The sequence below is a fragment of the Luteibacter sp. ME-Dv--P-043b genome (genome assembly GCF_030209605.1).
Classification (GTDB): domain Bacteria; phylum Pseudomonadota; class Gammaproteobacteria; order Xanthomonadales; family Rhodanobacteraceae; genus Luteibacter.
This window is the reverse complement of record NZ_JARVRT010000012.1, coordinates 127,557-146,783: the sequence shown is the minus strand read 5'-3', so window position 1 is coordinate 146,783 and position 19,227 is coordinate 127,557. Positions and strand designations below refer to the sequence as shown.

Annotated in this window: 13 protein-coding genes and 1 riboswitch; of the genes, 8 read left to right on the top strand and 5 right to left on the bottom strand. The window is 67.5% G+C overall.

Features of this window, described 5'->3' with window-relative positions; all coding sequences use genetic code 11:
* Positions 1-28: 28 nt before the first annotated feature.
* The gene (locus QRN34_RS07360) at positions 29-835 is read right to left on the bottom strand and encodes a helix-turn-helix transcriptional regulator (RefSeq protein ID WP_285403367.1); all 807 of its coding nucleotides are present in this window, start codon (positions 833-835) and stop codon (positions 29-31) included.
* A 143-nt stretch (positions 836-978) separates the two neighbouring features.
* On the opposite strand from QRN34_RS07360, the gene QRN34_RS07355 reads away from it, so the two are divergent.
* From QRN34_RS07355 to QRN34_RS07335, 5 genes are all read left to right on the top strand, one after another.
* Positions 979-1,221 carry a hypothetical protein gene (locus QRN34_RS07355; RefSeq protein WP_285403366.1) on the top strand — a complete coding sequence of 81 codons (243 nt, stop codon included), beginning with the start codon at positions 979-981 and terminating at the stop codon, positions 1,219-1,221.
* A 77-nt stretch (positions 1,222-1,298) separates the two neighbouring features.
* A complete protein-coding gene (locus QRN34_RS07350; RefSeq protein WP_285403365.1) occupies positions 1,299-1,757 on the top strand; it encodes a MarR family transcriptional regulator in 459 nt (152 codons plus the stop codon).
* Between the two features lie 23 nt (positions 1,758-1,780).
* Positions 1,781-3,244, top strand: coding sequence for an efflux transporter outer membrane subunit (locus tag QRN34_RS07345; protein ID WP_285403364.1), 1,464 nt, complete (start codon positions 1,781-1,783; stop codon positions 3,242-3,244).
* A 24-nt stretch (positions 3,245-3,268) separates the two neighbouring features.
* A complete protein-coding gene (locus tag QRN34_RS07340) occupies positions 3,269-4,480 on the top strand; it encodes an HlyD family efflux transporter periplasmic adaptor subunit (protein WP_285403363.1) in 1,212 nt (403 codons plus the stop codon).
* Positions 4,481-4,492: 12 nt separating this feature from the next.
* Positions 4,493-6,019, top strand: coding sequence for a DHA2 family efflux MFS transporter permease subunit (locus QRN34_RS07335; protein WP_285403362.1), 1,527 nt, complete (start codon positions 4,493-4,495; stop codon positions 6,017-6,019).
* Positions 6,020-6,695: 676 nt separating this feature from the next.
* On the opposite strand, the gene QRN34_RS07330 is transcribed toward QRN34_RS07335, so the two are convergent.
* Positions 6,696-7,229, bottom strand: a complete 534-nt coding sequence (locus tag QRN34_RS07330; RefSeq protein ID WP_036138845.1) for an acyloxyacyl hydrolase — start codon at positions 7,227-7,229, stop codon at positions 6,696-6,698.
* Between the two features lie 189 nt (positions 7,230-7,418).
* Here QRN34_RS07330 and QRN34_RS07325 point away from each other — a divergent pair, with 189 nt between their 5' ends.
* From QRN34_RS07325 to QRN34_RS07315, 3 genes are read left to right on the top strand one after another with little or no spacing between them, the layout of a single operon-like run.
* A complete protein-coding gene (locus QRN34_RS07325; protein WP_285403361.1) occupies positions 7,419-10,421 on the top strand; it encodes a GGDEF domain-containing phosphodiesterase in 3,003 nt (1,000 codons plus the stop codon).
* Positions 10,422-10,474: 53 nt separating this feature from the next.
* Positions 10,475-10,696: a DUF2239 family protein gene (locus tag QRN34_RS07320; protein WP_285403360.1), complete on the top strand. Its 222-nt coding sequence runs from the start codon at positions 10,475-10,477 to the stop codon at positions 10,694-10,696.
* Entirely contained in the window at positions 10,693-12,078 is a 1,386-nt protein-coding gene (locus tag QRN34_RS07315; protein WP_285403359.1) for an MATE family efflux transporter, read from the top strand. The genes QRN34_RS07320 and QRN34_RS07315 overlap by 4 nt, the downstream gene beginning before the upstream one ends.
* Before the next feature lie 339 nt (positions 12,079-12,417).
* Here the strand turns inward: QRN34_RS07315 and QRN34_RS07310 are convergent, their stop codons facing one another.
* From QRN34_RS07310 to nagA, 3 genes are all read right to left on the bottom strand, one after another.
* A complete protein-coding gene (locus QRN34_RS07310; protein ID WP_285403358.1) occupies positions 12,418-15,579 on the bottom strand; it encodes an efflux RND transporter permease subunit in 3,162 nt (1,053 codons plus the stop codon).
* A gap of 143 nt (positions 15,580-15,722) precedes the next feature.
* A complete protein-coding gene (locus QRN34_RS07305) occupies positions 15,723-17,633 on the bottom strand; it encodes a TonB-dependent receptor (protein ID WP_285403357.1) in 1,911 nt (636 codons plus the stop codon).
* 157 nt (positions 17,634-17,790) lie between these two features.
* A riboswitch (cobalamin riboswitch) is annotated at positions 17,791-18,025 on the bottom strand.
* 41 nt (positions 18,026-18,066) lie between these two features.
* Complete coding sequence (gene nagA / locus QRN34_RS07300) at positions 18,067-19,215, bottom strand: N-acetylglucosamine-6-phosphate deacetylase (protein ID WP_036138854.1); 1,149 nt, start codon at positions 19,213-19,215, stop codon at positions 18,067-18,069.
* Positions 19,216-19,227 lie beyond the last annotated feature (12 nt).

Sequence of the window (19,227 nt, the reverse complement as noted above, 5' to 3'; positions counted from 1 at the left end):
CAGCGGACCCACCGGGGCACCGCCCGACTCAGGCGCCGGCCGCCTGCCTGGCGAGGTAGCGCCCCGGGGAATCGCCGAACGCCTTGCGGAACATCGCCACGAATGCGCTCGGCGTCGCGTAGCCCAGCGCATCGGACACCACGGCCACCGGCTCGCCCGTGGCCAGCCGTTCCAGCGCGCGGGTCAGGCGCGCCTGCTGGCGCCACTGCGCCACGCTGCACTGGGTTTCCTGGCGGAAGATGCGCGTCAGCGTGCGTGTGGACATGCCGGCCCAGGCCGCCCACTCCTCGATGCTGCGGGTGTCCTCGGGGTGTTCGAACATGGCGACGGCCACGCGGCGCAGGCGGCGGTCGATCGGCATGGGCAGGTGCAGCGACTCCACCGGCGCACGCTGCAATTCGTCCAGCAACACCGCGAACAGGCGCTCCCGCGCCGGATCGGGCGCGAAGATCTCGACCGGCCAGGTGGCCGCGCGCTTGATGATGGAGCGGACCAGGTCGTTGACGCCGACCACGCAGGGGCGGTCCGGCAGGCCGACCGCCGCGCAGGGCGCGATGAAGACGCCCCAGGCATGGGTCGGGCCGGTCATGCTCACCGTGTGCATCGTGCCGGGCGGCATCCAGCCGGCGCGGTGCGGCGGCAGCAGGTAGGAGCCATGCTCCGTGCGATTGGTGACGAAGCCTTCTTCCACGTAGAAGAACTGGCCGCGCACATGGCTGTGCCAGTCGACCTCCATCAGCGGCAACGCGCCGCGTGCCTCGTAGGCGACCAACGGCGGGCCGTCGGCTCGTTCGAGCAGGGCGTGGATCACCTCGTGGTCCCGGCTGGAATGCATGTTGGCCGATCCTCGCTATAAATTGGCCGAGTAACGATATCAGGCCTATACCCGTCATGGCTAATATCTGCCTACTCAAGTATCTGTACGTCTGCCGCCGAAACCTGCGGCCCCAGGCGGGATACCCGACGAAGGAGACACCCATGATCCGTCTCGTCACAAGTGATTTCAGCGAGGCCGGCGAAGGCCAGGAAGCCGGCGAAGCCCTGGTGACCTTCGTTGCCTGCGCCCACGCCATGCTCGACCACGGTACGCCGGAGGACCAGGTCAGGCGCCTGGAACCGAGGCTGCTGGCCCAGTTGCCCACCCTGAGGGCGCTGGGCGTCTTCGACCTGTTCGAGGTGCGCGACCCGGCCCTGGCGGCCCTTCTGGCCGATGAGGCATGAGGTAAAACCGTCACGGTAATATATGCCGAACGCATATTTGCCTTGACAACTATATTCGGGGCAATAGAATGCGTGGCATGGCCATGCCGTCTTTCCCGATCTGCGACACGCCCGACAGCCTCGGTGCCCTTATCGGCATGGTGCGCAGCGAAATTGTCCGGGCGATCGAGTCCGACCTGGCCGCCCAAGGCACGGACCTGAAGTTCACGCAGTTCCACGTGCTCAAGCGCCTGGCCACCGCCGGTCCGATGACCGCCACGGAACTGGCGCGTGCCGTGGACCTGGACGGCGGCGCCATGACACGCCAGCTGGACCAGCTGGAAACCAAGGGATACCTGCGCCGCCAGCCGCACGAGCAGGACCGCCGCGCGCTGCGCATCGACCTTACCGAGGCCGGCGTGGCGCTGTGGAAACACTTGCATGAAAGCAACCTCGCCACCCTGGAACGCGCCCAGAAAACGCTGACCCAGGACGAGCGCGACCAGCTGCACGACTACCTGGGGCGCGTGCTCAACGCGCTTCGCGAAAAGAACTGAACTTACGTCCGAGGCAAAACGCAATGCGTCTGCACACACTCGTGGCGGCCGTCGGGGCCGCGTTGATCCTCTCCGGCTGCGTCACCAGCCGTGGCCTGGATCCGCAAGGCACGCTGACCGATCCGTCCACACTTCACGCCGGCCGCAGCCTGGCGAAGGTTCCCGTCTCCCCGGCCGGCTGGCCGGCGGCCGACTGGTGGACCGGACTGGGCGATAGCCAGCTCACCTCGCTGATCGAGGAAGCCCTGAAGGAGAACCCCGACCTGGCCACGGCCAGCGCCCGTGTGCGCCAGGCGCAGGCGCAGGCCGGTTCGGCCGATGCCACGCGCAGTCCCACGCTCAGCGTGGGCGGCGGCGTGGCCGGCGCACACCTGCCGGGTTCGTTGCTGCCCGACCCGCCGGGCAACCACTTCTCGTGGACCAAGTACGGCTACGGCAACTTCAACTGGGACCTGGACCTGTGGGGCGGCCGTCGCGCCGCCTTCGAGGCGGCCGTGGGCTCGCAGCGCGCGGCCGAGGTGGACATGCGCGCCGCGCGCATCGAGATCTCGACCAACGTCGCCCGCGCCTACGTGCAACTCGGCTACGGCTTCACCCAGCTGGACGTGGCCCACGCCGAGCTGGACCGCACCCATGCGTCGCAGAAGCTGACCGTGCAGCGCGTCGCCGCGGGCGTCGACAACCAGATGCAGGTCAAGCAGGCGGACAGCGAAGTGGCGTCGGCCGAGCGCGAGGTGGCGGTGGCGCAGCGTGCCATCGACAGCGCGCGCAGCTCGCTCAGCGTGCTGCTGGGCAAGGGCCCCGATCGTGGCCTGGACATCGTGCGTCCCGCCGCCTTGAGCCCGGCCGCCGTCGCCATCCCGGCCAACCTGCCGGCCGACCTGCTCGGCCACCGTGCCGACCTGGTCGCCGCGCGCTGGCGCGTCGAAGCCGCCTCGAAGGACATCGTCTCGGCCAAGGCGCGCTTCCTGCCCAACGTGACGCTGGGCGTGCTCGCGGCGCAGCTGGCCGGCGGATCGGAAAACCTGTTCGCCTCGCAGGCGCGCTTCTGGCAGGTGCTGCCCGCGTTCTCGCTGCCCATCTTCGACGGTGGCCGCCTGCGCGCCAACCTGGCCGGCAAGGATGCGGACTACGACCTGGCCGTCGCGCAATACAACACCACCCTGGTGCGTGCGCTCAACGAAGTGCAGGACGAACTTTCCGCGCTCGACTCCCTGGCGACGCAGATCCAGGCCCAGCAGCGGGCGCAGGACGCGGCGCAGCAGGCGTACGACCTGTCGCAGCAGCGCTACAAGGCCGGCGTCGGCAGCTACCTGGAGTCGCTGGTGGTACGCCAGCAGCTGCTCGAGGCCGAGCAGCGCACGGCGTCGCTGAAAGCACAGCAGGTCGATACCTCCGTCCAACTGATCCAGGCGCTGGGTGGCGGGTTCCGCCCCTCGGCCGACGACGCATCCGTCGCGACCGCCAGCACGCCGGCAACCCCTTAAGAAATCGTCCCGAGGCCGCTTCCGATGTCACAAGAAACCACCGCCCCCGCCGGCGCCGTCGTCGCGCCGCCCCCGAAGAGCCGTCGCGGGTTCTTCCTCAAACTGCTGTTGCTCGTGGTCGTCCTCGCCCTCATCGGCTGGGTGATCTGGTACTTCGTGGACGGCCGCTGGTACGAAGAGACCGACGACGCCTATGTCAATGGCAACGTGGTGCAGATCACCCCGCAGATCGCCGGCACGGTCACCTCGATCGGTGCCGACGACGGCGACCTGGTCCACCAGGGCGACGTGCTGGTCAAGCTCGATCCCAGCGACGCCGAGGTCGCGCTCGAGAGCGCGCGTGCCAACCTGGCCAACACCGTGCGTCGCGTGCGTGGCCTGTACAACAACGTGACCTCGGCGCAGGCCGATGTCGCGGTACGCCAGACCGCGGTGGACCGTGCGCGGCAGGACTACAACCGCCGCCGCGACCTCGCCAAGACAGGGGCCATCTCCGCCGAGGAACTCTCGCACGCCGCCGACACGCTGACCTCCGCGGAAAGCAGCCTGGCCTCCGCGAAACAGTCCTACAGCAGCAACAAGGTGCTGGTCGACGACACCGTCGTCTCGTCCCATCCGGATGTGCGTGCCGCCGCCGCGAAGCTGCGTTCGGCCTACCTCGACTTCGTGCGCGCGACCCTGGTCGCCCCGGTGGATGGTTACGTTGCCAAGCGCAGCGTGCAGGTCGGCCAGCGCGTGCAGCCGGGCGCGGCCCTGATGGCCGTGGTGCCGTTGCACGAGGTGTGGATCGACGCCAACTTCAAGGAAACCCAGCTGACCCACATGCGCATCGGCCAGCCGGTGGACGTCACGGCCGACGTGTATGGCGGCGACACCGTGTACAAGGCGAAGATCCGCAGCCTGGGCGTCGGCAGCGGCAGCGCGTTCTCCATCCTGCCGGCGCAGAACGCCACGGGTAACTGGATCAAGATCGTGCAGCGCGTAGCGGTGCGCGTGGTGTTCACCGATCCCAAGCAGCTGGACGACAAGCCGCTGCGCCTGGGCCTGTCGACCAAGGTCACGGTGTCGCTGCACGACCAGGGCGGCGCGTTGCTGGCGAAGCAGTCGCCCACGCAGCCCGAGTTCAGCACGCCGATCTACGACAAGCAGCTGGCCGATGCCGACAAGGACATCGCGCGCGTGATCCACGAGAACACGTCCGCGGGTGAAGGCGCCGAGCAGCAGGCCCCGAAGTAAGGGAGAGGGCTCATGAGCACCGAATTTCGACCGCCCAACCTGGCGCTGTCCACGGTCGGGCTATCGCTCGCGACCTTCATGCAGGTGCTCGATACGACGATCGCCAACGTGTCGCTGCCCACGATTGCGGGCAACCTGGGCGTCAGCTCCAACCAGAGCACGTGGGTGATCACCTCGTTCGCGGTGAGCAACGCCATCGCGCTGCCGCTCACCGGCTTCCTCACCCGTCGCTTCGGTGAGACCAAGCTGTTCGTGTGGGCCACGCTGCTGTTCTCGCTGGCGTCGTTCCTGTGCGGCATCGCGCAGAGCATGACGATGCTGATCGTGTTCCGCGCCATCCAGGGTGCGGTGGCCGGCCCGATGTACCCGATCACGCAGAGCCTGCTGATCTCGATCTATCCACCGGCCAAACGCGGCATGGCGCTCGCGCTGCTGGCAATGGTCACCGTGGTGGCGCCCATCGCCGGGCCGATCCTCGGCGGCTGGATCACCGACAACTACACCTGGCCGTGGATCTTCTTCATCAACGTGCCCATCGGCATGTTCGCCAGCTTCGTGGTGGCCAACCAGATGAAGGGCCGGCCGGAAGTGACCGAGAAGCCTAAGGTCGACTACGTGGGCCTGATCACGCTCATCATCGGTGTGGGTGCCTTGCAGGTGGTGCTCGACAAGGGTAACGACGAGGACTGGTTCAACTCGCCCTTCATCGTGGTGACCGCGATCGTCGCCGCCATCGGCCTGGCCGTGTTCCTGATCTGGGAACTGACCGACAAGGACCCGATCGTCAACCTGAAGCTGTTCCGCCATCGCAACTTCGCCATGGGCACCCTGTGCCTGGTGCTGGCCTATGCGGCATTCTTCGCCATCGGCCTGCTGGTGCCGCAGTGGTTGCAACGGAACGTGGGTTATACCTCGACCTGGGCAGGCCTGGCGGCGGCGCCGCTGGGCATCATTCCAGTGATCCTCACGCCGTTCGTGGGTAAGTACGCGCACAAGTTCGACCTGCGCGTCCTGGCCTCGGGCGCGTTCCTGGTCATGGGCGCGACCTGCTTCATGCGCTCGGACTTCTACCTGCAGGTGGACTTCTACAGCGTGGCGATGGTCCAGCTGATCCAGGGCCTGGGCGTGGCGTTGTTCTTCATGCCGGTGCTGAGCATCCTGCTGTCGGACCTGCAACCCCGGGAAATCGCCGCGGGCTCCGGCCTGGCGACCTTCCTGCGCACGCTGGGCGGCAGCTTCGCCGCGTCGATCACCACGTTCCTGTGGGATCGTCGGGCCATCGTGCACCACGAGCGCCTGGCGGAGAACTTCACCCCGTTCAATCCCAACACCACGCAGGCCATGGCCCAGATAGGGGGCGGCGATCCGCAGTACGCCGCTTCGTCGGTCAACGCGATGATCACCAACCAGGCGTACCAGATCTCGTTCAACGAGGTGTTCTACCTGCTGGGCTTCGTCTTCGTCGCGCTGATCTTCGTGGTCTGGCTGGCCAAGCCGCCGTTCTCGGCCAAGGCGGGGCCGGCGGCTTCGGGGCATTGAGCGGTGGTTTGCCTTCGGTGTTGTGTTTGGTCCTAAAGCTTTAAGGCCTTGCGGTCGTGGAGCAAGAGCCGGCGGGTAGCCCCTCGGTGCCACGCCTGCGGCGACCCGTCGTGGAAAGCCGCTAGCGCGGCCGTGTCTTTGATTCGCGCACATCGTGCGCTCCTACCCGCGGCCGTATGTCTATTGCCCTTCGGGCCCGGGTCGGGCAGGTTGTGGAACGCGTGATCCGCCGGCGGTGTAGGAGCGCACGATGTGCGCGAACCCTCAACACACCTAAGGCGACCGATGCCGTGAGCAACAGGCAAGCGAGCGTTCCCGGCTACGAAGCAAAACCCGGCTTTTTGCTCTCCCCACACGCAACCTCAGTCATCGAAAGAGCCGGCGGGTGCCACCCTCGTGGCCGGTAGCCGCAGGCGAGGGCTTCGAACGGAAAAGGCCCGAAGGGGGCCGGCCAGGACGGCCGGCCATTTTTGCTGAGCCATGGATGGCGAATCAAAAATCCCCGTTCGAAGCCCGACCCGTGCCCGAAGGGCAATAAGTAAACGGACGCGCCAGCGGCCCTTCCCTTTCGGGTCGCCGCAGGCGTGGCCACGAGGGTGGCACCCGCCGGCTCTTGCTCCACGACCCAAGGCCAAACGCGATGCCGAAGGCTATCCCCCTCCTCAACACGAAAAACTCAGATATCGAACCCGATACCCACCAGGCCCATCGTCTCGCCACGGTTCGGCTCCTGGAAGCTCCCGTTGGAGATATGGCGGATCTGGAAGCTGATGTTCTTGTACTGCCAGCCCAGGGTGCTGACGAACTCGTAGCCGCTGGACAGCGCCTGCGTGCGCCCGCCCGCCGTGCCGGCGACCTGGAAGCTGAAGAAGAACGGACGGTACCAGTCACCCTCGCTGCCATAGTGGAGACGCGCACCGGCAGCGCCCACCCAGACATTGTTGGTGACGCCGGGACGGGACTGTTCGTAGCGACCGATGTCGCGCCCCTTCACGTAGCCGATCGACACGTCGGGTGACCAGGTGAAGCGACTGCCCCCCATCGGGCGGGCGTCGAACACCGACTCGATGAAGAAGACATTGGTGCCGTAACTGTCCATGTAGCTGCGGCCACCCTGCAGCTCGATGTGGGTTTCGGCGGCCGCGGGGATGGACACGGCGGCAAGGGAAAGCGCGGCGAGAGCGCCGAGGGCGAGGCGGGACGAACGCATGGCAGGGGAAGGTCCTTGTGCTGGGACGTGTTTATGAACCGGATGGTTCGGTAAATAGTGTTGAGCGGGCGTGAAAAAAGGGGGAGGGCGAAATCTTTCTCGTTCAAGCCGCGTCCTTCCGTGCCGTTACAGGACGACGAGGCTTCGCAAGGGCGGGCCAGGACCACGACCCGAGGAGGCGGCAATACGGTGGCGACCGCGACGGCACAGGGAGCGACCAAGACCCGCGCCCATACCATCCGTCTGGCGATCTGGGCCGTTTGTGTCGCGCTTTCGCTCGGCATCGCCGCGCTGGTCGCGGGCCTGCAGATGCAGGAATACGCGCGCATGCTGGCGACCAGCCAGCGTCAGGTCGCAGCGTCGGCCAATGGCGTGGTCAGACTGCTCGACCAACAGGTGGATGCCAGCCTGGGCCCCCTGCTGGCACTGCGTAACGAGGTCGATGGCCCCGATATTTCGGAGTTGCGCGCCAACCTTGCCGAGGTGCAGGCGCGGCACCCGGAGTTGCCCAATTTCCTGGCCCTCGACGCGCGCGGCACGGTCATCGCCTCCACGCACACGCCGGTCTACGACTGGGTCCCGATGCTGGCCGCTCCGCGGCGGATGGCCCTGGGTGCCAGCGTCCGGGTAGCCATCGGTGAGACGGAAGGATCCGGGTCGGCCTTACGCATCCTGGTGGACTCTCGAGTGGTGGAGCCGGCCGCCTTCGGTACGGTGATCCGCGCGGAGCGCATGCGCGACGCGATGCGCCTGACCATGCTGGGCAACACGGCCGAGATGACGATCTTCTCGCCGTCCGGCCGTGTGTTCACCAGCAATGGCGAGGGGCCGGTCAGGGCTTGGACCGCGGGTAACGTGGCCCCCGGCAGCACGGGCTTCGTCGACGACCCGGAGCGTATCGCGGCCTGGGCCGCCTCCACCGTCTACCCGTTCGTGGCCCGGTCCTCGGTCGATCGCTCGGCCGTGCTGGCGGACTGGTGGACGCAGGCCCGGCAGACCCTGCTGGCCACGCTGGCCCTGGTGCTGCTCATCCATCTCTTCGCCACCGCGTTCGACCGGGCCTACCGGAAGCAGTCGCGGCTGTTCGACGCGCTTTCACGCACGGCGCGGCACCTGGGCGACGTGCAGCGGACCGGTCACATCGGCCTGTGGGAGGCCGACCTGACCTCCGGCGAGATCGTCTGGTCCGGCCAGGTCCACCAGATCACCGGCCACCCTCCTGATCGCGTGGTGGTGCGTCGTGGCACGTACTACAAGCTGGTCCACCCCGACGACCAGGCCGGTATCGTCGCGTGGGTGGACCGCTTCGCCAGCGAGGACGGCCCGCTCGAGTTCGAGCACCGGCTGTGCCGCGTGGATGGCCAGGAAGTGCGGGTCGCCCTGCGCGCCTCGCGGATCACCGACGAAGAAGGCCGGCCCGTCCTGGCCGGTACGATCGCCGAGGTCACCGTGCTCCACGAAACGCGCCGCCGGCTGGAGGACACCGATCGCGACCTCGCCGCCAGCGCCGCCGCCTACCGTCAGTTGCTGGCCCGTGTGCCGCTGCCGCTGGCCATCGTGCGTGGCGACGGCATCGAGTATGCCAATCCGCGCGCGGAAGAACGCCTGGGAAGCAGCGGCGAGACCCTGGTCGGCCGCCGCGTGGACGGTTTCATGGACGACGACGCGCTGGCGGTGCTGCGAGCCGGGTCGCCCGACGGCGCCAACCTCATCGCGTGGCTCAATCCCGACCATGGCATGCCGTTCGAGGCCGAGCTGGCCCTGTCCGATTACCGTGACACCAAGGGCGACGGCACGCTGGTGATCATGCGCGACGTCACCGAGCAGCGCCGTTACGAAGAGCGCCTCAACTACCAGGCGACGCACGACGAACTGACCGGGCTGCCCAACCGGCGCGCCCTGCGCGAGAAACTCGACGAGCTGGTGACCGAGAGCGTGCGCGAGGGCTCCGGCCTGATGGTCCTGTTCATCGACCTGGACCATTTCAAGGTCATCAACGACGCGCTCGGCCATGCGCTGGGCGACCAGGTGCTGCGCGACGTCACCCTGCGCCTGGGCGATGCGCTGGACGGCCTGGGCCATGTGGGCCGTTTCGGCGGCGACGAGTTCGTGGCGATGCTGCCCTTTACCAGTCATCCGGCCACGGCCATGGAAGTGCTCCCGCGTATCCAGCGCGCCATCGAGGAGCCGCTGACCGTGGGCGGCACCATGCAGCGCCTGAAGTGCAGCATGGGCGTGGCCTTTGCCACCCGCGACGGCGCCGACGCCGACACGTTGATCCGCAACGCCGACACGGCCATGTACGTGGCCAAACGCTCGGGCCGGCACACGTGGAAGCGCTACGCGGCGGACATGCACGCCACCGCCATGGCCCGTCTCACCGTGCTCACCCGGCTGTCCGGCGTCAACCTGGACAACGAGCTGTCGCTGGCCTGGCAAACGCAGCACTCGGGCGACGATGGCCGGGTGATCGGCGTGGAAGCGCTGTTGCGCTGGCCTTCCGCACCGGCGGATCTGGCCGGCAACGACAAACTCGTGCCGCTGCTGGAAGAGACCGGCGCCATCGTGCAGATCGGCCAGTGGGTGCTGCGCGAGGCCTGCCGCCAGCAGCGACTGGTGTTCGAGCGCCTGGGTCCCGGGTGCCGCATCGCGGTGAACGTCTCCGCCCAGCAGCTGGTGCACACCGACCTGGTCGCGGAGGTGCGCATGGCCCTGGCCGAGACCGGCGCCAGTGCGTCCTCGCTGGAACTGGAACTGACCGAAAGCGCGTTCATGCAGGAGCCCGAGCGCGCCATCCGGACCCTGCACGAGCTGCGCGCCATGGGCGTGAGCATCTCACTGGACGACTTCGGCACCGGCTACTCCAACCTGACCTACCTCTCGCGGTTGCCGCTGGACAAGATCAAGGTGGATCGCCACTTCACCGCCAGCCTGCTCGACGACGATGTCGACGCATCGATCTGCCGATCCATCATCTTCCTGGCGCGCAGCCTCAACCTGGAGGTGGTCGCGGAAGGCGTGGAAACCGAAAGCCAGCGGCGCTGGCTCCTGGGCGAAGGATGCGTCGCGATGCAGGGTTACCTGTTCGCCCGGCCGGTTCCGATCGAGGCGCTCGAAGCCAGCTTCCATGGCAACGGCGCCGTCGAGGATCGATCCGCGCTGGTTGCCACCGGCTCGCCCGGCGGCCATTGACGCATGGTTTGCTCCGGGTAAAACTGCGCGCTCCTTCCCAGCCGGCCCTCGCCATGCCCACCCACCATGCAGCGGTGCCGCCCAGGCGCGGGCCGGGTCGTCCGAAGCTGGGCGTGGTCGCCCGTGAGGTCACCCTGCTGCCTCGCCACTGGGAGTGGCTGGCCGGGCAAGCCGGCGGCGCATCCATGGCCCTGCGCCGGCTGGTCGAGCAGGCCAGCCGCGAGGCTTCGGGCGCGGATGGCGCCCGTGGCGCTTCCCCCGGCGACGAGGCATGAGCCCGCCACGCGGCACGCTGACCGAGGGCCCGATCGTCGGCACGCTGTTGCGGTTCTCCCTGCCCATCCTGGGCGCCAACGTGCTGCAGTCGCTCAATGCGTCGGTGAACGCGGTATGGATCGGCCATTTCCTCGGCGAGTCCGCGTACGCGGCCACGTCCAACGCCAACCTGATCCTGTTCTTCCTGCTGGGCGTGGTCTTCGGCGTAGGCATGGCCACCACGATCATGGTCGGCCAGACGCTGGGCGCGAACGACGTGCCCGAGGCGCGGCGCGTGGTCGGTACGGGGCTCGGTTTCTTCGTCGTGATGTCGCTGCTGGTCGCGCTGGGCGGATTCGTCGCCACGCCGATCATGCTGGGCGCCATGGGCACGCCGCACGACGCGCTGCCCTATGCCACGGCCTACCTGCGCATCATCTTCGTCGCCCTGCCGGCGATGTACCTCTACACCTTCCTCATGATGACGCTGCGCGGCGCAGGCGACTCACGTACGCCCTTCGTCTTCATGCTGTTGTCCGTGGTGCTCGACGTCGCGCTCAATCCGCTCTTCATCTTCGGGCTGGGCCCGGTGCCCGCCATGGGCATCGCCGGCTCGGCGGTGGCCACGCTGATCGCGCAGGTGGTCTCGCTGCTGGCACTGGTCGGCTGGCTGTACCGGCGCCGCCATTTCCTGTGCATCGGTCGCCACGAACTGCACCTGTTGCTGCCCCGCCCCGCGCTGCTCAGGCAGCTGCTGCTCAAGGGCCTGCCGATGGGTGCGCAGATGATCGTCATCTCCTCGTCGGCCATCATCATGATGTCGCTGGTCAACCGGCATGGCTCGCAGACCACGGCCGCGTACGGCGCGGCCGCGCAGTTGTGGACGTACATCCAGATGCCTGCGCTGGCGATCGGCTCGGCGGTGTCGTCGATGGTGGCGCAGAACGTAGGGGCGCGGCGCTGGGATCGCGTCGCCGGCATCGGCCGTGCCGGCATCCTCACCAACTTCCTGCTCACCGGCACGCTGGTGCTGGTGATCTATCTGTTCAACCGGGCGGCACTGGCGCTGTTCCTGGGTGAGGACAGTTCCGCCATCGGCATCGCACAGCACCTCAACCATATCGTGGTCTGGTCGTTCCTGCTGTTCGGCGTCACCTTCGTGATGTTCGGCGTGGTGCGCGCCACCGGCGCGGTGATGCTGCCGCTGGTGGTGCTGGTCATCGCGATGTGGGTGGTCCGCTATCCGTTCGCCGCGCTCCTCGAACCGTATTGGGGAGCCGACGCCATCTGGTGGAGCTTCCCCGTGGGTTCGCTGGTGTCGCTCGGCATCACGGCGGTGTATTACCGCCGCGGGAGCTGGAAGCGCGCGGCGATGTTGCCTGCGGGGGATGCGGCGGTCTGACTGCGACGATGTAGCTTGCCGACGTATCGCGACGATGTATCGCGACGACATATCGCGCACATCGTGCGCTCCTACATGCGGTGCGGATGGATTTGCCGCGGTGCGGGGTAGGAGCGGACGATGTCCGCGAACCGTCACGGTATCTACCGCGACTGAAACCATGCAAACCATCCTGTCGGCGTTTCCGTGGCCCCGACGAAGCGGCTCTGACGTTGGAAGGCGAACAAAGCGCAAGAGCACTTTGTTTTGCGCACGGAAACGCCGTCATGGGTTGGTGCATGGCTTCATTCGCAGCATGCGCGTCTTGGGTTCGCGAACATCGTTCGCTCCTACATGCGCCTATTTTTTACGAAGGCGTTTCCAGCGTTTGTAGCGGCGCTTGAGCATGCGGCGATGTATCCGCGTGGCCTTGCGCTCCTTGCGGTCGTGGTTCCACAGGTAGATGGCGGGCGTGCTCAGCAGCGTCAGCATCTGCGAGACCAGCAGGCCGCCGACGATGGCGATGCCCAGGGGGCGACGCATCTCCGAGCCCACGCCGAAGCCGATGGCCAGCGGCAGTGCCGCGCCCATGGCGACCAGCGTGGTCATCGTGATCGGGCGGAAGCGCACCAGCGCGGCCTGGCGGATGGCCTCCACGGGAGACATGCCGTGCTCGCGTTCGGCGACCAGGGCGAAGTCGACCATCAGGATCGCGTTTTTCTTCACGATGCCGATAAGCAGCAGCACGGCGATGATCGCCATCAGCGTGAGCTGGGTCTGCGTGACCAGCATCGCCAGGAAGGCGCCTGCGCCGGCCGCGGGCAGCGTGGAGATGATCGTCAGCGGATGACCCAGGCTTTCGTAGAGGATGCCCAGCACGATGTACACGGCGAGGATGGCGCCGATGAGCAGCACCATGCCGTTGGACTGCGCATCGCGCATGCGCTGGTTGGTGCCTGTGACGTCCATGCGCACGCCCGCCGGCAGGCCGATCCGGCGTACGGCTTCTTCGGCCAGGGCATTGCCCTTGTCGGGCGTGATCTTCGGCGCGAGGTTGTACGTAATGTCGGCCGATTCGAGCTGGTTCTGGTGCGTAATCGCGCTGGGCGTCGCCACCGGCTTGATGGTGGCCACGGCCGAGAGCGGAATCATCTTGCCGACGGTGTTTTTCACGTAGGTGTTGAGCAGCGTGTCCGGGCTCAACTCCTGCGCTGCCGCGGCAGTAAGCACCACCCAGTACTGGTTGACGTCGGAGTAGATGATCGATACCTGGCGCTGGCCGAAGGCGTTGTACAGGGCCGAATCGACCATACCCATGCCGACGTTGAGCCGGCCGGCCGCATTGCGGTCCACGGAGAGCATCTGCTGCTTGCCGACGATATCGAAGTCGCTGCCGACGTCGCGGAACTCCGGCATGGCCCGCATCTGCCGCACCAGCTTCAATGTCCATGGCTGCAGCGGCTCGCCGCCGGTGCTGACCAGCTGGAAGGAATACTGCCCGCGATTGCTGTTGCCGCCGTTGCCGCCCAGAAACTGCATCGGGTTCATGAACACCTGGACATCGGACAGCTTGTCGTACTCCTTGCCCTTGCGATCCAGGAACTCCTTCATCGACTCGTGGCGCTGCCCGACGCCGCTACCCTTGGGCTTGAGATCGATGAACATCGTGCCGTTGTTGCCCACCGCGGCGCCGTCGTTGCCGCTGCCCAGGATCGTGGTCACGTCCGCCACGGCGGGATCGCTCTGCATCATCTCGCCGACCCGCTTGAGCCGGCGCGACATCTCCGTCGGGGATATGTTCGCGTCCGCGGTGACCTCGGCCTGGAGCATGCCGGTGTCCTCGTCCGGCATGAAGTTGCCGCCGGCGGTCTTCACCACGGCGAAGCCAAGCCCGAACGTCGCGACGAGCAGGATCAGCGGCTGCCAGCGCATCACCCGCCGGTGCCGCATGGCCCAGTCCAGGCCACGCGAGTAAAAGTGCAGGAACCCGCGATCGAAGCGCTCCAGCGCGCGTTCCATCCGACCGGGCTGGCGCCCGGGCGCATCGTGCTTGAGATAGCGGGCACACAGGGCCGGTGTCAGCGTGAGCGATACGATGGCGGAGATCAGTACCGCCGCGGCCAGCGTCACCGAGAACTCGCGCAGCAGCTTGGTGATGAGGCTGTTGCCGAACAGCAGGGGCGCGAACACGGCCACCAGCGACAGGGTGATCGACATGACGGTGAAGCCGATCTCGCGGACGCCATCCAGCGAGGCAGGCATCGGCTTGGATCCGTTCTCCATGTGCCGCACGATGTTTTCGATGACCACGATCGCATCGTCCACGACGAAGCCGATGCACAGCACCAGCGCCATCAGCGACATGGTGTTGAGCGTATAGCCGAGCGTCCACATCACCACGAAGGCGCCCGCCAGCGACAACGGCACGCTCAGCGTGGCGATGAGCGTGGGGCCGAGCCGGCGCAGGAACACCATCATCACCAGAAACACCATGACGATGCTGATCAGCAGCGCCACCTTCACCTCGTGCAGCGCCGACTGGGTGGTCTGGGTCAGGTCGAAGATGGGGGTGACCTTCGCATCCGCCGGTAGCAGCGAGCGGAACCGGGGCAGCGCCGCTCGGATCGCGTCCGCGGTAGCGATGGAGTTCGCCTCCGGCCGCTTGCTCATCTGCATGGTGACCGCGCGCTCGCCCTGGAACCACGCGGCCTGGTACTGGTCCTGCTGCCCGTTGTAGACCCGGGCGATATCCGAAAGGCGCACCGGCACGTTGTCGCGCACGGCGATAAGTATCTTGCCGAAGTCCTTCGCGTCGCGCAGGCTGTCGGTGGCCGTCACCGTCATCTGGCTGTGGCCATCCGAGAGGACGCCCTGTGGCGAGGTGACGTTGGCGGCACTGAGCGCATTGGAGACGTCGTTGGCGGTCAGCCCCTTCGACGACAGTGCGCGCGTATCCAGTTCCACGCGCACCGCGTGCGGTGTGCCACCGAACATCTGCACGCGTGACACGCCGTCGATCTGCGCCACGGCCGGGCGGATGAGCGTGTCCACCACGTCGTAGAGCTTGTCCGGCGGTAGCGTCTTCGAGGTGAAGGTCACCAGCAGGACGGGGATCTGGCCGGTGTCGAACTTGAAGTACTGCGGCGGCGTCGGCATGCCGGCCGGCAGGTCGGCGGCGGCCGCGTTGATCGCGGCCTGCACGTCACGGGCGGCCGCATCGGTGGAGCGCGCCAGGGTGAAGCGCAGCCGCACGAAGCCGCTGCCCTCCGAGCTGTTCGAGTACATCTGGTCCACGCCCGGGATCTGGCCGAGGTGGCGCTCCAGCGGGGCGACGATGGTCGAGGCCACGGTCTGCGCATTGGCACCCGGCATCTGGGCCTGGATGAACACGGCGGGCACTTCGATGGACGGCAGCGCCGCCACGCCCAGCAGCATGTAGGCGATGGAGCCGCACAGCACCAGCCCCGCCGCGAGCAGCGAGGTTCCGATCGGTCGGCGGATGAAAGGTGCAAAAACGTTCACGACACTTCCTGTGATCGCGGGAAGCATACCCGCGCCCACAGACTTTATGACGTTCGCGCGGTTTCGTGGCGTGTGCCTTTAGTGGGGCCCCTGCCGGAAGGCAGGGGTACCCCGTTTGCCGGCGGGAGCCGCCGGCAGGCCGATCAGCGCAGGGGCGAGAAGCGCAGGGTGAGGTAATACGTGCGGCCCAGCTGGTTGTAGTACGCCACGGTCTCGTAGTGCTTGTCGGCAATATTGGCGACGCGGCCCTGCACGCTCCAGGCATCGTCCAGGTGCCAGGTGGCCCGCACGTCGGCGGTGGTGTACCCGCCCAGACGCGTGGTGTTGGCCGGATCGTCGTAGCTGTAGCCCGAGGCGTAGACGGAGCCGCCCAGCGTGAACGCGCCTAGGTCTTTGTCCAGGTCCACCCGGCCGGTGCGGCGAGGGCGCCGGGCCAGCAGGTTGTCCTTTTCCGCGCCGCTGTCGCGGTCCAGCGGCTGCTGCAACGTCAGGTAGCCACGGACATGCCATCCATCCATGTCGGCACCCAGCTGGCCTTCCACGCCGCGCAGCCGTGCCTTGCTGACGTTGATCGGCAGGAAATTGGCGTCGGAGCCGATCAGGTCGTCCACCCGGGTCTGGTACGCGTTGACCGCCCAGGTCCAGATGCCGGGGCGGCTGGACAGCCCGATTTCGGCCGTGCGCGACTTCTCCGGCTTCAGGTTCCGCACGGACGGGCCGTACTGGAAGTACGGGTAGTACTCGTCGTTGAACGTCGGCGCATGGAAGGCGGTGCCGTACGAGGCCGTGATCTTCATGCCGTCGTCGAAGCGGTAGCCATAGGCGGCCGAGCCGGTGGTGTGGTTGCCGAACTGCGTATTGTGGTCATGGCGCGCGGACAGCTGGATCTCGTGCGGGCCGAACACGCCCTGGTACAGCGCGAACACGCCTGTGTTGTTGCGGGTGTCCTTCAGGTATGCCGTGTCGCTGTCGAGCTTTTCCTGTTGGTAATCGACGCCGGCGGTGAGCGTTTGGCCGGCGGCCAGCGTGATGTCGTTCTGCCAGGATGCCTGGTTGCGCCTGGAGTACAGGTAACCCCCACGGACCTTATCGGCGCCGGTAACAAAGAGTTGGGCAAGGCCGCCGAAGTAGGTCTTGTCCGCGCCGTTAAGGTAATTGTCCCCGCGATCCTGGTTCTGGCCCAGGCTGACCGACATGCGCCAGGCCGACAGCACGTCGAAGGCCAGGTTTGCACCGGCCACCTGCTGCGAGCGCCGGGTCAGGTTCTGGAAATCGCCGTCGTATTCGATGTCGCCCTTGCTGCGCAGCCAGCTGCCGGTGAGCTCGGTGCCGTTGTCCCAGCGATAGCCGCCCGAGAGCGCGCCGTTGTAGGTGCGGTAGGCGTCATGGTCCGGCTCGTCGGTGAAGCAGCCCTTGCCGGCTTCCCTCGCACCAACGCGGCAGGCGTTGATCCCGGCGGTGTACTGGCCGCCCAGGCTGGCGTTGTACCAGCCATGCGTGGTGCCGCCCGAGAGACCCACCTGCCCGGCGGTGTAGCCGTGGCTGCCGCCGCCGATCGACAGGCTGGGCGTGGGCGCTTCGCCGGCCTGGCCGCGACGGGTGAAGATCTGGATGACGCCGCCGATGGCATCCGAGCCGTACAGGCTGGAGCGCGGGCCGCGGACCACCTCGATATGGTCGATCTGCTCGACCGGCAGCTGCTCGTAGGCGGGCAGGCCGGCACCCACGGTGCCCACGCGCACGCCGTCCACCAGCACCAGCGTGTGTGCCGAGTTGCTGCCGCGCATGAAGAGCGAGGTCTGCTGGCCCAGGCCGCCCGTGTTGGTCATGGTCACGCCGGGCAGGCCGGCCAGCAGGTCCTGCACGTTGCGGGGCTGCAGGCGCTCGATGTCCTCGCGGCTGATGACGGTGACCGGGGCCAGCACTTCGTCCAGTGGCGTGGGCGCGCGGTTGGCGGTGACCACCACCGGGTCGAGGGTGCCGTTGGGTGCGTCGGCCGCATGGGCAGCGACGATCGTCGACAGCAGGGCCGTCGCGAGCAGGGTCTTCTTCATGGAACGGGTTTCCTCCGCCGCTGGTGCGGCAATGCGTAGCCTCAACAGGCGCGCGGGAGGACACAACGACGAACGGCACCACGGGCAACACCCGGATGACTGTCCGGATTCGCCCTCCGCGAATCGCCGATAACGGGACGGCGCCCGCGCTTAAAAGCGCAGGATTCGCCGATCGGGCCGGTCTCCGGACTCGCGCTGGCCCGAGGGCATCGCACCGGCGCCTTCCCGCTTGCGCAGTGGCTGTGGCCGGTGGATGGAGCCGTTCTGGGCGGCTCCTCACGCTTACCGTTGCGGGGGCAGTGCCGGCCTTGCCACATGTGTGGCGCACCGGCTTCCCGTTTCATCCCCGCCCGCTTCAGGCCGGCGGGGACACCCGAACAACGCAATGTTAACGCCTGGCCCGCGCGGAAGCGAGCCAGTGCAGGGCGACGGATCAGGCGGCGTAGACGCGCTCGCCGCCGATCCAGGTTTCGGCCACCGTGTGATCGTCGTCCATCACCACGAAGTCGGCGCGATAGCCCGCCGCGATGTGGCCGTGGGTGGCTTCCAGTCCGAGGAAGGCGGCCGGATAGGTGGAGGCCATGCGGGCGGCCTCGTCATAGGCCACGCCGACCATCTCCACCGTGTTGCGCACGGCAGTGGCCATGTCCAGCGCGGAGCCGGCCAGCGTGCCGTCGGCCGTCTGGCAGACGCCGTCGCGGACGGTGATCGTCTCGCCCTTCAGGACGAAGTTCGGATCGTCCGACCCCACGGGTGGCATGGCGTCGGTGACCAGCATCATCTTCTGCGGCGCCTTGGCCGCGATGGCGACACGCAGCGAACTCGGGTGCACGTGGTGGCCGTCGACGATCAGACCGCACCAGCTGGCGGCGTCTTCCAGAGCGGCGCCGACCACGCCGGGCTCGCGGCTGGTGAACGGCGTCATGGCGTTGAACAGGTGCGTGAAGCCACGCACGCCGGTCGCCAGGGCCTGGCGGGTGGTGTCGTAGTCGGCGGCCGTGTGGCCGGCCGCCACGATCACGCCGTGGGCGACCAGCTGTTGCAGCACCGCGGCCGAGGCGCGCTCGGGCGCCAGCGTGAGCAGCGTGACGCCGCCGTGCCGCCGGGCGACCATGGCTACGTCGTCGGCGTCGGCGATACGGAACTTGGCCGGATCGTGCACGCCCTTGCGCTCGGGCGCGATGAACGGGCCTTCGAGGTGGATGCCGAGCACGCCCGGCACGCCCTGGGCCACCGCGTCGTTCACCGCATCGATGGCCTTCGCCATCACCGCGGCATCGTCGCTGATCAGGGTGGGCAGGAAGCCGGTGGTGCCGAACTTCGCGTGCGCCTGCCCGATGCGACGGATGGTGTCGACGGTGGGCACGTCATTGAACAGCACGCCGCCGCCGCCGTTGACCTGGCAATCGATGAAACCGGGCAGCAGCGTGCGGCCACCGAGGTCGTGACGCTCGGCGGCGCGCACGCGGGGATCGGACGGCAAGGCCAGCCCGGTGATGGTGCCGCCGTCGACCAGCACGGCAAAGCCACCCTGGAAGCCGTTATCGGTCAGCACACGGCCGTTGACGAGGGCGATGGTCATGGCAATTCCTAT

What these genes read in the sequence shown, in the direction of transcription:
- QRN34_RS07360 (WP_285403367.1), bottom strand. Translation starts at nt 835, where the DNA reads ATGCATTCCAGCCGGGACCACGAGGTGATCCACGCCCTGCTCGAACGA.
- QRN34_RS07345 (WP_285403364.1), top strand. Translation starts at nt 1,781, where the DNA reads ATGCGTCTGCACACACTCGTGGCGGCCGTCGGGGCCGCGTTGATCCTC.
- QRN34_RS07305 (WP_285403357.1), bottom strand. Translation starts at nt 17,633, where the DNA reads ATGAAGAAGACCCTGCTCGCGACGGCCCTGCTGTCGACGATCGTCGCT.
- QRN34_RS07330 (WP_036138845.1), bottom strand. Translation starts at nt 7,229, where the DNA reads ATGCGTTCGTCCCGCCTCGCCCTCGGCGCTCTCGCCGCGCTTTCCCTT.
- QRN34_RS07340 (WP_285403363.1), top strand. Translation starts at nt 3,269, where the DNA reads ATGTCACAAGAAACCACCGCCCCCGCCGGCGCCGTCGTCGCGCCGCCC.
- nagA (WP_036138854.1), bottom strand. Translation starts at nt 19,215, where the DNA reads ATGACCATCGCCCTCGTCAACGGCCGTGTGCTGACCGATAACGGCTTC.
- QRN34_RS07355 (WP_285403366.1), top strand. Translation starts at nt 979, where the DNA reads ATGATCCGTCTCGTCACAAGTGATTTCAGCGAGGCCGGCGAAGGCCAG.
- QRN34_RS07320 (WP_285403360.1), top strand. Translation starts at nt 10,475, where the DNA reads ATGCCCACCCACCATGCAGCGGTGCCGCCCAGGCGCGGGCCGGGTCGT.
- QRN34_RS07335 (WP_285403362.1), top strand. Translation starts at nt 4,493, where the DNA reads ATGAGCACCGAATTTCGACCGCCCAACCTGGCGCTGTCCACGGTCGGG.
- QRN34_RS07315 (WP_285403359.1), top strand. Translation starts at nt 10,693, where the DNA reads ATGAGCCCGCCACGCGGCACGCTGACCGAGGGCCCGATCGTCGGCACG.
- QRN34_RS07350 (WP_285403365.1), top strand. Translation starts at nt 1,299, where the DNA reads ATGGCCATGCCGTCTTTCCCGATCTGCGACACGCCCGACAGCCTCGGT.